The organism is Virgibacillus sp. (assembly GCF_013393565.1).
GTDB lineage: Bacteria > Bacillota > Bacilli > Bacillales > Amphibacillaceae > Virgibacillus > Virgibacillus dokdonensis.
The window spans coordinates 1-13,615 of the sequence record NZ_JABXHF010000057.1; the positions used below are offsets into that span (position 1 = coordinate 1).

The 13,615-nt window shown below is 38.1% G+C and carries 10 protein-coding genes; 6 read left to right on the plus strand and 4 right to left on the minus strand.

Annotated elements, in window-relative coordinates; genetic code table 11:
- A partial coding sequence (locus HLX49_RS12460) for a hypothetical protein (protein ID WP_296362246.1) occupies positions 1 to 253 on the minus strand: 253 nt, incomplete at its 3' end.
- Positions 254 to 595: 342 nt separating this feature from the next.
- On the opposite strand from HLX49_RS12460, the gene HLX49_RS12465 reads away from it, so the two are divergent.
- The 6 genes from HLX49_RS12465 to argH all read left to right on the plus strand — a co-directional run bounded on the left by HLX49_RS12465 (position 596) and on the right by argH (position 9,077).
- On the plus strand, positions 596 to 2,023 hold the full coding sequence (locus HLX49_RS12465) for a M20 family metallopeptidase (RefSeq protein ID WP_077702533.1): 1,428 nt from the start codon (positions 596 to 598) through the stop codon (positions 2,021 to 2,023).
- Positions 2,024 to 2,063: 40 nt separating this feature from the next.
- Positions 2,064 to 3,581, plus strand: a complete 1,518-nt coding sequence (locus HLX49_RS12470) for an AbgT family transporter (RefSeq protein ID WP_296362249.1) — start codon at positions 2,064 to 2,066, stop codon at positions 3,579 to 3,581.
- A gap of 341 nt (positions 3,582 to 3,922) precedes the next feature.
- Entirely contained in the window at positions 3,923 to 5,218 is a 1,296-nt protein-coding gene (locus tag HLX49_RS12475) for an amidohydrolase (protein ID WP_296362251.1), read from the plus strand.
- A 71-nt stretch (positions 5,219 to 5,289) separates the two neighbouring features.
- Positions 5,290 to 5,964: a uracil-DNA glycosylase gene (locus HLX49_RS12480; RefSeq protein ID WP_296362254.1), complete on the plus strand. Its 675-nt coding sequence runs from the start codon at positions 5,290 to 5,292 to the stop codon at positions 5,962 to 5,964.
- Between the two features lie 270 nt (positions 5,965 to 6,234).
- Positions 6,235 to 7,758 carry a Na+/H+ antiporter NhaC family protein gene (locus HLX49_RS12485; RefSeq protein WP_296362256.1) on the plus strand — a complete coding sequence of 508 codons (1,524 nt, stop codon included), beginning with the start codon at positions 6,235 to 6,237 and terminating at the stop codon, positions 7,756 to 7,758.
- Positions 7,755 to 9,077, plus strand: coding sequence for an argininosuccinate lyase (gene argH / locus HLX49_RS12490; protein WP_077702538.1), 1,323 nt, complete (start codon positions 7,755 to 7,757; stop codon positions 9,075 to 9,077). Before HLX49_RS12485 ends, argH begins: the two co-directional genes overlap by 4 nt.
- A 96-nt stretch (positions 9,078 to 9,173) precedes the next feature.
- Here the strand turns inward: argH and HLX49_RS12495 are convergent, their stop codons facing one another.
- The 3 genes from HLX49_RS12495 to HLX49_RS12505 form a co-directional block, all read right to left on the minus strand.
- Positions 9,174 to 10,022: a Cof-type HAD-IIB family hydrolase gene (locus HLX49_RS12495; protein WP_296362259.1), complete on the minus strand. Its 849-nt coding sequence runs from the start codon at positions 10,020 to 10,022 to the stop codon at positions 9,174 to 9,176.
- A 63-nt stretch (positions 10,023 to 10,085) separates the two neighbouring features.
- Positions 10,086 to 11,558 (minus strand): glycoside hydrolase family 1 protein, encoded by a 1,473-nt coding sequence (locus HLX49_RS12500; RefSeq protein ID WP_296362260.1) that lies wholly within the window; start codon positions 11,556 to 11,558, stop codon positions 10,086 to 10,088.
- A 62-nt stretch (positions 11,559 to 11,620) separates the two neighbouring features.
- Complete coding sequence (locus HLX49_RS12505; RefSeq protein WP_077702541.1) at positions 11,621 to 13,489, minus strand: beta-glucoside-specific PTS transporter subunit IIABC; 1,869 nt, start codon at positions 13,487 to 13,489, stop codon at positions 11,621 to 11,623.
- Positions 13,490 to 13,615 lie beyond the last annotated feature (126 nt).

Sequence of the window (13,615 nt, forward strand, 5' to 3'; positions counted from 1 at the left end):
GAATCCACGATGTTGTTAAAGATGCATACGTTCCGACAGCGGCTGCACTGTAAAAACCCCCCATAAAAATACCTGCCCATAAATCACCACGATGGCTAATAAAAATAGACATCATAAACCCGATGACACTTGCGATACTAGGAAAGTACTGTCTAGGAATAGGAAAAAGTTTAAATATTTGCGTAATAATTACAATTAACGGAACAGCAATAATACCATCCCAAAAATTAGTATGAATAACTGGGAATTCCATTTTAATGCCTCCATCAATAAGAAACGATATTCTCCATTATTCCCTTTCTGTTTGTACCTATTCTGTATTAGGTATGTTCATAAAAAAGTTAGAAAATGCCATGGTCGAACCAACACTTCAGTTTCCTGACAATGATAGCGAACTAAATGCATAGAAATACGGGCATTCTTTATAGTAAAAGCCGCATTTTTTCTTATACGACACATCCAAAAAAATGTAAATGATTAGAAAAAATGATGCAACATACACCTTCCATTAATTTACATAATAAAAAATTATTGACACTATTACTATTCTTTATGTAATATAAAGAAAATTAGTAAGAGTGGGAGAGGTAGACGAATGGAAGGTTTCATCAGAGATTATTTGCGTGAAAAAAAGGCGTTTTTTGAACAGATAAGCCAGTTTATTTTTTCTCATCCAGAAACAAGATTTGAGGAGTATGAATCAGCTTCTTTTTTGGCAGAAGCATGTGAGAAGCAAGGGTTTGAGGTTGAAAAAGGAGTGGGAAATATTGCTACTGCATTCGTAGCAACATATGGAAAAGGCGCCCCTATTATTGGTTTTTTAGGGGAGTATGATGCATTGTCTGGCCTAAGTCAAACCCCAAATCAAACGACTTACCAGCCGTTGGAAACAGATATCGGTCATGGATGTGGTCATAACCTGCTCGGTACAGGAGCATTTGCCGCAGCTTGTGCTGTAAAGGAATATCTCGACAAGCATGGCCTTTCAGGAACGGTGAAATTTTTTGGATGTCCTGGAGAAGAAGGAGGGTCTGGCAAAACGTTTATGGTAAGGGAAGGTGTATTTACAGGTGTTGATGCTGCACTAACTTGGCACCCATCTCCTGTGAATGCGATTATGAGTGCCTCGAGCCTGGCTAATTATCAGATATCTTTCGCTTTTAAAGGGACAACCTCCCATGCCGCTAATTCCCCTCATTTGGGAAGGAGTGCACTGGACGCTGTTGAACTGATGAATGTAGGCGTGAATTATTTACGAGAGCATGTTGTACCAGAAGCGAGATTGCATTATGCAACAACAAATACAGGTGGGATTTCTCCTAATGTTGTGCAAGCAAACGCGGAGGTATTATATTTAATCCGGGCACCAAAAGTAAAACAAGTAGAGGATATATATCAGCGTGTTTGCAAAATTGCACAAGGTGCTGCATTAATGACAGAAACAGAGCTTACAATCAGATTCGATAAAGCTTGTTCGAATTATATTCCGAACAGAAGCATGGAGAATATGCTGCATGACCAATTGTGCAAATCAGATGTAGAAAAGCCGACAGAAGAAGAAAAATTATTCGCGGAAGACATCTGGCATTCGCTTACCGATTCGGAACGAGAAGGGTACTTGGAAATTATTGAAGGGTTTGGTTATGTTGGTAATGGAGAGGAGTTTGCTAATAAATATCTTGCAGAGACGATATCTCCATATGAAGCATCTGACAAGATATTATCCGGCTCTACGGATGTCGCAGATGTTAGCTGGGTAGTACCGACAGCTCAATTAACTGCTGCAACTTCTACACTAGGAACGCCACTACATTCATGGCAAATGACAGCACAAGGAATTTCAAGCTTTGCTCATAAAGGAATGCTACGAGCGGCTCAAGCAATGGCATTGACAGGAATTCAATTATTGACAGATTCTGTTGCTTTAAAAGAAGTGAAAGAGGAATTTCAACAATTCACAGAAAAAAATCCATACACATGCCCTATTCCTAAAGAAGTACAGCCTTCTGTATTAAAAACCTAGACGGATATTATAAAAAACACACCAAGAAAGAGGGAATACGATGAAAGAAAAAACAAATAAAAGTTTATTTCAGAAATTTTTAAATGGAATTGAAAAGGTTGGTAATAAACTTCCTGATCCATTTATCTTATTTATAGCGTTAGCTATTATCATCATTATTGCTTCTTCTATTTTTAGTATGTTTCATGCCTCAGTAACCCATCCTGGTTCTGGAGAAGAGCTTCCAATTAAAAACTTGGCTTCGGGTGAAGGAATTCAATTTATTTTAAGTTCCATGCTAGATAATTTTACTGGATTTGCTCCTCTAGGATTAGTGCTTGCAATGATGCTTGGTATTGGTTTGGCAGAAAAAGTAGGCTTACTAGATTATGCCATTCGAAAAACCATCTTAAAATCTCCTCCAGCACTAATTACGTATACGGTTGTATTTGTAGGTATTCTAGGCAATTTGGCTTCTGATGCAGCGATGGTACTTATACCACCACTGGCAGCAATGGTATTTTATAAAATTGGACGCCACCCGTTAGCTGGTTTAGTGGCAGGTTACGCGGCTACAGGTGCAGGTTTTACAGCTAATCTGTTTATTGCTGGAACAGATGTATTATTGGCGGGAATTTCGACTGAAGCAGCAGCTATTATTGACGACTCGATTGTAGTTACTCCTTTAGATAACTGGTATTTTAATGTTGTATCTGTGTTTGTTATTACGATTGTGGGCGGACTTATTACGGATAAATTTATTGAACCGCGTTTAGGTAAATACAAAGGAGGAGCCATTGATGCAGGATTGGAAGAAGATCATCCGAAAGCTGGAAAAGCATTTCGTAATTCGATTATAGCTGCTTTAGCTTATATCATTTTAATTGTCATTACTATTTTTATGCCGAACAGTCCGCTAAGAGGAGAAGGTGGCAGCATTGTTCCTTCGCCATTTTTAGATGGAATTGTACCAATTATCCTAATTTTCTTTGTTATTATTGGAGTCACTTACGGTATAACAGTAGAAAAAATAAAATCTAGCAGAGATGTTAGTGGCTATATGGCTGAGTCTATGAAAGACATGGCTGGATACATTGTTTTGATATTCGCAATCGCTCAATTTATAAACTATTTTAGCTGGTCTAATATCGGCACTTGGGTGGCAGTAAATGGGGCAGATTTACTCAAAGAAATTAACTTTACTGGGATTTGGCTAATTATCGGATATATTTTGTTCACAGCTTCATTAAACTTCTTGATTACTTCTGGGTCGGCTAAATGGGCTTTAGAAGCGCCAGTATTTATCCCAATGTTTATGCAACTAGGCTACAGTCCGGCATTTACACAGGTTGCCTACCGCGTTGCGGACTCGTCCACAAATATTGTAACGCCACTAATGCCTTATATGGTTATTATCTTAGCATTTATGCAAAAATATGATAAAAAAGCTGGTATCGGTACATTTATTTCATTGATGATTCCCTATTCAGTTGCATTTTTATTAACATGGATTATTCTTATTTTAATATTCTTTTATGCAGGTATTCCATTCGGTCCAGGTGTAACACCGTTTTTATAAAGTAACTTTTTTCACCATAGTTATAAGGCAAGTTTTTCTAATGGTAAGACTCTCTCCTCCTTATAGATTATGAGAGGGGGAGTAGTCCTTCCTATTGTGTAAAAATAAAGCTATGCATGTGCAGGCAACAAAAGCTTCGCATGCATTTTCTACATATTCTAATTTAATTTAGAATAAATCATAGAGGGTGAATAAATGAGCTAGATTCTATGACGTAAGGACGTATACAATGCCCACTTAACGAGCTGGAAAGAAAAAGTGGTTCTACTTTTGCTCCTGCAAAAAAGCGCATCTTCTAGAAAAATTCATATTTAAATGAAATCGAGAAAGAAGGTATACATATGGCAATAGAATTAAAGAAGAAATTAATGAACTGGCGAAGGGATCTGCATCAACACCCTGAAACGGGGTTTTTAGAAATGAGAACCGCGTCCATCGTTGCTGGTGTTTTATCGGAATTAGGATTTACCTTACAAATGGGCAAAGAAGTAATGTCAGAAGCACACTGTATGGGAAAACCTGACGCAAAAGAGACAGCTATGCACTATACTTGGGCTTGTGATCATGGAGCGAATGAATCATTTGTAGGACTTTTTAAAGAAGGGTTCACAGGGATTGTTGCTACCATGAAAACAAATCGACCTGGGCCGACAATTGCTTACCGTTTTGATATGGATGCGCTTGATATTCATGAATCGGAAGCTTCTAATCACGTTCCCACTAAACTTGGTTTTCGCTCACAAGTTGATGGGAAAATGCATGCATGTGGACATGATGCGCATACCGCAATTGGTCTAGGCTTAGCAACATATCTTGCTGCTGAAAAGGAAAACCTCTCCGGTACGATTAAACTTATTTTTCAGCCAGCAGAAGAAGGAACGCGCGGTGCAAAATCAATGGTTGAAGCGAATGTCGTTCGTGACGTAGACTATTTTATTGCTTCGCATATTGGAACAGGAGTGCCGTACGGGCATTTTCTAGCAGCTAATAACGGTTTTTTAGCTACGTCAAAATTGGATGTAACGTTTAAAGGCACTGCTGCGCATGCTGGCGGAAATCCTGAACAAGGAAGAAACGCTTTGTTAGCTGCAGCGGCTGCTACCTTGAATATGCACGCCATTTCTCGTCATTCAGAAGGAACCTCAAGAATAAATGTAGGTGAACTCCATGCTGGAAGTGGCAGGAATATTATTGCGCACCACGCAAAAATGAAGGTGGAAACAAGGGGAGAGCATGCTGGAATAAATCAATATATCAAAGAGCAAGTGGAATCGATTGTCGCTGGTGCTGCTACGATGTATCAAGTCGATTATGACATAGAAACAGTAGGTGAGGCGATTCATTGTAAGTGTTCTGAGGAATTAGCGCATATCCTTTATAGATGTGCTAATGCATCATCGGAAATAGAGCATGTAGAGCTACAAAAGGATGCTGGAGCAGGGTCTGAGGATGCCACGTATTTTATGGAGGCTGTTCAGAAAAATGGTGGATTAGCGGCATATTGTATTTTTGGAACGGAATTAGCTGCAGGGCATCATAACGAGAAGTTTGATATTGATGAAGAAACATTGCTACCCGCTGTTAAAATTTTATACCAATCTGTATATGAAATTTTAAAAAAAGAACACGATGCGTAAACTCTTTTTCTAAGCCATTGAAATCATGATAGAATAATAGATATTACATGACATGAATAAGGAAGGATCTTATGACGAAGCAAATTCTATTTAATGATTGGGAAGAATTACTAAAAGAAGAGTTTCATAAATCGTATTATTTGCAGCTGAGAGAGTTTTTAAAGCAAGAGTATACTTCATACACGATCTATCCAGATATGAAAGCTATATTTAATGCCTTACACTATACGCCATTTGCCGAAGTAAAAGTAGTTATTTTAGGTCAAGACCCTTACCATGGTCCAAACCAAGCACATGGGTTAAGCTTTTCGGTGAAAAAGGGAGTTGCCCTGCCCCCTTCATTAAAAAATATCTTCACCGAAATGAAGCACGATTTGGGGCATGCTATTCCTGCTCATGGCTGTTTAGAATCATGGGCCAAACAAGGCGTATTATTATTAAATAATGTGCTCACTGTCCGCAAAGGTCAAGCACATTCACATCGTGGAAAGGGGTGGGAGCAATTCACTGATCGTGTTATTCAGTTGCTTAATCATAAGGAAGACCCTGTTGTGTATATTTTATGGGGCGGCGCTGCACAAAAAAAGCAGTCTCTCATTGATACAGATAAACATTATATTATAAAATCTCCGCACCCAAGCCCCTTGTCTGCGTACCGAGGGTTTTTTGGCAGTAAACCTTTTTCGCAAACAAATCAACGATTAGAGCAGCTAGGTAAACAAACGATTGATTGGAAGATTGAATAAGAATGTTTGAAACAACTTAGCTACTGAGTCTGGCTATGAAATGCCATTGTTTTACTTATACGATAAACACTTAACTGATAAAATTATAACGCACACGGTTCCCACGTGTGGCTGATGAGCCTTGAGTGCTGTATGCATTTGGGGCTCTTCTAATAAACATCATTCTCCTATTATTCATCTAAAAATAACCATTGACATTAGTTAATAGGTAGATTAGTATATTAATAACATAAAACGTATATTTATACACCTTAGAAATGGGGCGAGTGCATGGAACACATGGGGATTGTTTCTTTAATTCCACCAATAATAGCAATTGTATTAGCCATTATCTTTCGTAATGTTATTGTATCTTTATTCACGGGGTTATTTGTAGGAATTGTTATTCTTGCTAACGGAAATCCAATTACTGCAACAACGAGCACAATAAGAGAGTATTTGTTTCCGCAATTAACAGATAGCTATAATGCAGCCGTCATCGTCTTATTATGTTTTATAGGAGGCTTTGTTGCCTTAGTAGAACGTTCAGGAGGAGGAGCCGCTTTAGCGAAAAGAACAGCTAAATGGATTAATACGAACACAAAGACGCAGTTATCTGCCTGGTTTGGAGGGATTATTATCTTTTTTTCCGATATGGGAACGCCTTTAATTGTCGGTCCTGTATTTGAAAAACTGTTTGATAAAGTGAAGGTGTCTAGGGAAAAATTAGCTTGGATTCTCGATTCGACATCATCACCTGTTGCCATTCTCATCCCTTTTATTGGCTGGGGAATATATGTGATGGGGATTATAAAAGAAGAATTTGCACGGTTAAATATAACAGCGTCTGAATTTACAACGTTTGTAGAAGCAATTCCCTTTCAGTTTTATGCCATTCTATCCGTGTTCATCGTGCCAATTGTAGCTATAACGAAAATGGATTTTGGAGCAATGGCTAAATCGGAAAAACGTATAGAGCAGACGGGGAAAATTTACTGGCAACAATCTAATCCGCTACGTAAAACGGATGTAGATGCTGAAACAATGCCTGAAAGTCATCCGATGTTAATTTGGCTCCCACTTGCTGTTTTATTTATTACTTTATTCAGTTTATTGGTGTCATATGGTTTTCCAGCAAAAGCTGTACCGGGAAGTGATTTCCGAGTTGCATTAAGCACAGCTTACTTATTTGCTGCCATCCTATTAATGGTATTAATGGTACTATATAAAGTGAAGAAAATGAATGAGATATTTACTATATATCTACAAGGAATGCAACGAATGATGCAAGTCATTCTGATTTTGGTCTTAGCGTGGGCATTAGGATCTTTGTTAGGTGAAATGGGAACGGCAGCGTATATTGTTGAACAATTAGAAGGGAATGTACCTGCCTATATAGTGCCAGCAATTATTTTCTTAGCTGCAGCAAGTATGTCTTTTGCAACTGGTAGCTCATGGGGAACTTTTGCCATCATGCTTCCGCTCGCCATTCCAATGGCATCTGGTCTTGAAGCTCCGATGCTTGTCAGCATTGGTGCGGTATTATCAGGAGGGCTATTTGGTGATCATTGTTCTCCAATATCTGATTCAACAATCCTAGCTTCAACGGGGGCAGGTTGTGACCATATCGATCATGTAAAAACACAATTACCATATGCGCTAACCAATGGATTCATTGCACTCGGATCGTTTATCATAGCTGGGTTTACGGGAAGTAATTTGACAATTGTAGGAAGTATTGTATTCATGGTTGTGCTGTTTATCGTTTTATCGAAACGAAAAAATAAACAACAAGGAGTGGAAAATGTAGCATGAAGCTTTGGGGAGGACGGTTCACAAAAGAAGAAGATACGTTAATGGAAGTGTTCAATTCATCGTTAGAGGAAGACCTAGCTCTTGTAGAAGAGGATCTAGATGGGAGCATTGCGCATGCAGAGATGCTCGTGCATTGTCATATTATTGCGCAGGAGGAAGGGGAGAAAATAGTTCAAGGGCTTCACAAGATAAAACAAGATATAGCAACTGGTAATTTAGTCGTTGAAGGAGACCATGAAGATATTCATAGCTTTGTAGAAGCAACATTGACAGAAATGATTGGCGAAGCAGGAAAGAAGCTTCATACATCACGAAGCAGAAATGATCAAGTGGCGACGGATTTAAAATTATATACGAAGAAACGAGCGAAAGAAACAATAAATAAACTACAGTTATTGATTCATAGCTTGGAAAAAACAGCAGTAGCAAATCAACATGTTATTATGCCAGGCTATACGCATTTACAACGCGCTCAAGTCGTTACCTTTGGGTATCATTTGCGGGCTTATATCGAAATGTTTACGAGAGATACAAAGCGTTTGGAGCAGACCGTAGCTAATTTAAATGAGAGCCCGCTTGGCTCTGGTGCATTAGCAGGAACGACGCACGACATTGATCGCCAAATTACTGCGGAAAAACTAGGCTTTTCTAAACCAGCAGCTAATTTTATGGATGGTGTCAGTGATCGTGATTTTATTATTGAATTATTATCTGATCTCTCCATTATTATGATGCATGTAAGTCGATTAAGTGAAGAGCTAATTTTATGGAGCAGTCAAGAGTTTTCTTTTATTAAAATCGATGATGCCTATGCAACTGGGAGCAGCATTATGCCACAGAAAAAGAATCCTGATGCAGCTGAATTAATCAGAGGTAAAACTGGAAAAGTATACGGGGCATTAGTTAGTGTATTAACGACGATGAAAGGTTTACCACTTGCTTATAATAAAGATATGCAAGAAGTAAAATCACCCATGTTTCAGGCGGTAGATGAAGTATTGCTTTCTATAAAAATGATGGATAAGATGGTTGCCACCCTGCAAGTGAATGGGGAGCAAATGAAGCAAGCAATTAAAGCGGGCTTTTTAAACGCGACAGAGGTAGCGGATTATCTTGTCCAAAAAGGTGTGCCTTTCCGTGATGCGCATGGTGTAGTAGGTGCGATTGTTTTATATGGAGAAAAAGTAGGGAAGAGTATTGAACAATTAACGTTGGAAGAACTACAGCAATTTAGTGATTCGATAGAACAAGATATATTTGCTTATGTAGATTATACGAATTTATTAAAAAGAGGAAATAAAAAAGAAATGCTTGACTAAAGAGAAGATAAGGAATCTAAAAGGTTAGCTATCTCGTTTTGTGTTGCTAAAAAAGAGCACGGCACAAAACGAGTATTTTTATCTATACCAAGAAAACTAAAGCAATTGATGTTGCTTAAAGCTATGCATTATCCCATCATCTTCTGCTTTGGCTGCTACTTCTTGGGCAACTTTTTTCAAATCATCGGTAGCATTTTCCATAGCAACACCGTAGTGGACAGCTTCAAACATTTTGATATCATTATTGCCGTCTCCATAGGCCATGCTTTGTTCTCTGGGAATTTGTAAATCGTTTAAAACGTATTTCACTGCTTTGTATTTATCAACACCTTTAACAGCAATTTCGCCACTTTCTGGACCAAATTGTGCAACGGTTGTTCGATACATCGTAAATGCTTCTCCAAATTTGTTGCTAATTTCTTCAAATGGCTGATGTTGATTACTGATGAAAGATATCTTATTTACATTTCCATAGTCAATAGCTTTACCTCGATACATATCGAGTAATTGATAAAACCAGTGGAATTCAGCATCAGCTTGCTTATATGCTACACTATCTTTATCTAATTTATTCGTAACACGTTGACGTATCACTTCTTCACAGTTATCACTGCCAAATAAGCCCTCATTGGATTCTAAATAATAGCCAATTTCATGCTGATGGAAGTAATCAACAATCTTTCTGACGGACTGTTCTGGCATGGTTTGATGATGAACAAGCTCGTTATTTACTTCAATATAGCCACCGCCAGCTCCAATAATTCCGTCAAAACCGATTTCTAAAATGCTGGAAATAATTTCAGGCTTTGATCGTCCTGTACACAAATACATAAGATGCCCATTTTGTCGGGCAGTACGAATAGCTTGTTTAGCTGACGAAGGTACTTTACCATCAGGTGTGGTTAATGTTCCATCGATATCAATGAAAACAATTTTTTTACTCAATAAATCCATCCTCTCTACAACATAGAACACCCGAGAAGACGCCCTTCTCGGATGTTTGCTTTTTTATTCTCCTAGGTTCTCACCGTTAGATGCAATAACATCTTTATACCAATAGAAAGAGTCTTTTCTGTAACGTTCTAAGCTTCCATTTCCTTTGTCGTCTTGATCTACATAAATAAATCCGTAACGCTTGGACATTTGTGATGTACCACAGCTAATTAAATCAATACATCCCCAAGTCGTATATCCCATCAGTTCGACGCCATCTTGAATTGCTTCGTTCATTTCAATAATATGCTTTTTAATGTAATCGATACGATAAGGGTCATGAATCTTTCCGTCTTCTGTAAGCTCATCTCGTGCGCCTAGTCCATTTTCCACTAGGAATAACGGTTTTTGGTATCGATCATATAATTTGTTTAAAGAAATTCTTAATCCAATTGGATCAATCGGCCAATCCCATTGTGATAGCTCTAAATATTCATTTTTGATAGGACTGTCAAAAGAACCAGCAATTTTAGCTGCATCTGGACGTGCTTCTGTTACGTGACTCATATAATAACTAAAAGCAATAAAGTCGACAGTACCTTCTGCTAGGATTTTTGCATCTTCTGGTTTTGTTTCTAGGTTGATATCATTCTCTGCAAAATAACGTACCATGTAATTTGGATATTTACCTCGCACTTGTACATCAGGATAGAACATATTAATTTGATCTGCCTTTAATGCTTGTAATTGATCTTCTGGTTTCGTTGTACGTGCATACGATTCAATTTGGTTAATCATACAGCCGATGTGTGCCTCTGGCATAATTTCTCGTGCAGCTTTTACGGCAAGTGCACTAGCTAAAAATTGGTGATGAGATGCTTGGTAGGCTGCTTCTTCTACATTGTCTACTTTATCAGCTAGGACACCAGCGCCTGTATAGATACTATTTAAATTCATATTCATTTCGTTAAATGTAATCCAATATTTTACTTTATCTTTATAACGCTCAAAAAGTACCCGAGCAAACTTTTCAAATAAGCCAATTAACTCGCGACTTACCCAGCCATTATACTTTTGGGTTAACGTAAGTGGCATTTCATAATGTGACATTGTTACAAGGGGTTCAATGTCGTACTTAGCGAGCTCGTCAAAAACCTTGTCATAGAATGCTAATCCCGCTTCGTTAGGTTTATCTTCTAAGCCTGTTGGGAAGATACGTGCCCAAGAAATAGATAAGCGGAACACCTTATAGCCCATTTCAGCAAATAACGCAATGTCTTCTTTATAGCGGTGATAGAAGTCAATTCCCCAGCGTTTAGGGAACAAATATTTATCAGGATGGTTTAAATATTCCTCTAATTCAACGGAATTCACATTAAATGTGAAATTATCTACCTTCCCTCCAGCGTATGGATCTTTATAAGCAGCCATGTCAGATGTAGACAGCCCTTTTCCGTCTTTGTCATAAGCACCTTCTATTTGGTTGGCAGCAGTAGCACCGCCCCATAAGAAATCTTTTGGAAATGTTGTTTGTAATGATTGATTCATCGTTATAGTCCTCCTTATAATTTGTAACCTTATCTATATGAACCCCCGTTAGAAGGGGATGTTCACTTAATTAACATAATTAATTTATCATCACAGGCAGTTACCTGTTTTTCAGATGTGGCTATCACATCTAAGAAATGAGGGGAATTTGTGATAATAATAGGTGTAATAATAGAAACGTTTTGCTTTTTTAATGCATGTAAATCAAACGTTAATAGCTTGTCTCCGAGTTGTATGTCATCATCGACTTCCACGTTTAATGCAAATCCTTCGCCATTTAAATTTACCGTTTCTAAACCGACATGAATAAGTAATTCCACACCATCGTCTGACGTAATGCCAATAGCATGTTTGGAAGGTACGACTGTAGTAACCTTTCCTGAAAAAGGAGCGTATACAGTGTCTCCCTCGGGCTCAATGGCTAATCCTTTTCCGACAAGTCCGTCAGCAAATGTTTGATCTGGAACGGATTCTAAAGGCATAACTTTTCCTGTTATTGGTGATGGAATGTTAATTGTTACATCCTTTTCGATCATGGCTTTATCATTAGATGAAGTTTTTTCCTCTAAAGGACTATCTTCATCCTCGAAGCCAAGCAGTACAGTTACTAGTAGTGCAACAGAAAAACTTGCAATTACGCCAATGAGCGCATAAAGTAAATTATTTCCACTAAAAATATAAGTTGGTATGGACATAATGCCTGGAACGGTAAACGCAGTTGTTTTTACAGCGAATGTTCCGTAGATACCTCCGCCGACAGCACCACCAATCAAGCTTGCATAAAATGGTTTCTTTAACTTCATCGTAACACCGTAAATGGCTGGCTCTGTAATTCCAAACAATGCTGGAATGAAAGTGGAGAAAGATAACTGTTTCATTTTTTTATTCTTCGTTTTAAGCAACACACCTAACGTTGCTCCTGCTTGTGCTAAATTAGCGACAAAGTTCATAGGTAACAGCATAATGTCATAACCATACTTATCAAAACTTGCAAATGTTCCAGGGAAAAATGCATAATGCATGCCTGTAATAACGATCAGCGGCATGAGGCCACCCATTAATAGCCCGGCAATTGGCCCAGCAATATCAAACATTCCTGAGAAAAAGGTATCTAGATAAATCCCTGCATAGCTTCCTAATGGTGCAATAAACATTAACATGAATGGTGCCGTAATAACCAAGCTTAGTAACGGAACAAAGATAATACGTAGTGATCGAGGCACGATTTTATCTGCACCTTTATAAATATAGCTTAATAGCCAAACCCCTAATATAATTGGGATAACGGATGATGCATAGCTGTTCATCGGAATTGGTAAACCCAAAAAGCTTAAACTGTCTACTTCTGTTCCCGCTGCATACTCCATTATTTTTGGGTACATAAGAATACCAGCTAAAGCAACAGAAAGGGAAGCGTCGGTATTAAATTTTTTCGCAGCTGAAAATGCGATTAAGAAAGGTAAAAAGTGAAACGGTGCATCCGAAATAAAGTGCAAGATTTCATAGGTCGAGCTTTGTTCAGATAGTAGATTTACTGCAATGAACAAAGCGAGTAATCCTTTTAATAATCCACCTCCAACAATGGCCGGTAAAATAGGGGTGAAAATCCCAGAAATAACATCGAATATACGTTCAATAATATTTCCATTTTGTTTTTTAGCTGAAGGTAATTGATTATTCTCACCTGTACCTAAGATATTGCTAATTTCAGCATGAACTTCAGCTACTTGATTACCAATAATGACTTGAAATTGTCCACTTTGAAATTGTGCTCCTAGGACACCGTCAAGTGCTTTAATGTTATCGATGTTCACCTCGTTGTTACTTGTTACATTAAAGCGCAAACGGGTAATGCAGTGCCAATTTTGTATGATATTTTCTTTTCCACCCATTTCTTTAATGATTTTTGCCGCAAGCTTTTGCTTATCCATATTTTTTCACTTCTTTCCGTTTAGATTGAGAATGCTAAAGTCTTTGCGTAAAAAATAAAAAACCTAAGCGAAATTTACAAACAGCCAGTGGATCGCTGTCGCAAATTTTGCTTAGGTTGATGCCAG

Excerpts from the sequence above, each read along its gene's own strand:
- HLX49_RS12475 (WP_296362251.1), top strand. The coding sequence starts at position 3,923 with ATGGCAATAGAATTAAAGAAGAAATTAATGAACTGGCGAAGGGATCTG.
- HLX49_RS12485 (WP_296362256.1), top strand. The coding sequence starts at position 6,235 with ATGGAACACATGGGGATTGTTTCTTTAATTCCACCAATAATAGCAATT.
- HLX49_RS12470 (WP_296362249.1), top strand. The coding sequence starts at position 2,064 with ATGAAAGAAAAAACAAATAAAAGTTTATTTCAGAAATTTTTAAATGGA.
- HLX49_RS12480 (WP_296362254.1), top strand. The coding sequence starts at position 5,290 with ATGACGAAGCAAATTCTATTTAATGATTGGGAAGAATTACTAAAAGAA.
- HLX49_RS12465 (WP_077702533.1), top strand. The coding sequence starts at position 596 with ATGGAAGGTTTCATCAGAGATTATTTGCGTGAAAAAAAGGCGTTTTTT.
- argH (WP_077702538.1), top strand. The coding sequence starts at position 7,755 with ATGAAGCTTTGGGGAGGACGGTTCACAAAAGAAGAAGATACGTTAATG.
- HLX49_RS12505 (WP_077702541.1), bottom strand. The coding sequence starts at position 13,489 with ATGGATAAGCAAAAGCTTGCGGCAAAAATCATTAAAGAAATGGGTGGA.
- HLX49_RS12500 (WP_296362260.1), bottom strand. The coding sequence starts at position 11,558 with ATGAATCAATCATTACAAACAACATTTCCAAAAGATTTCTTATGGGGC.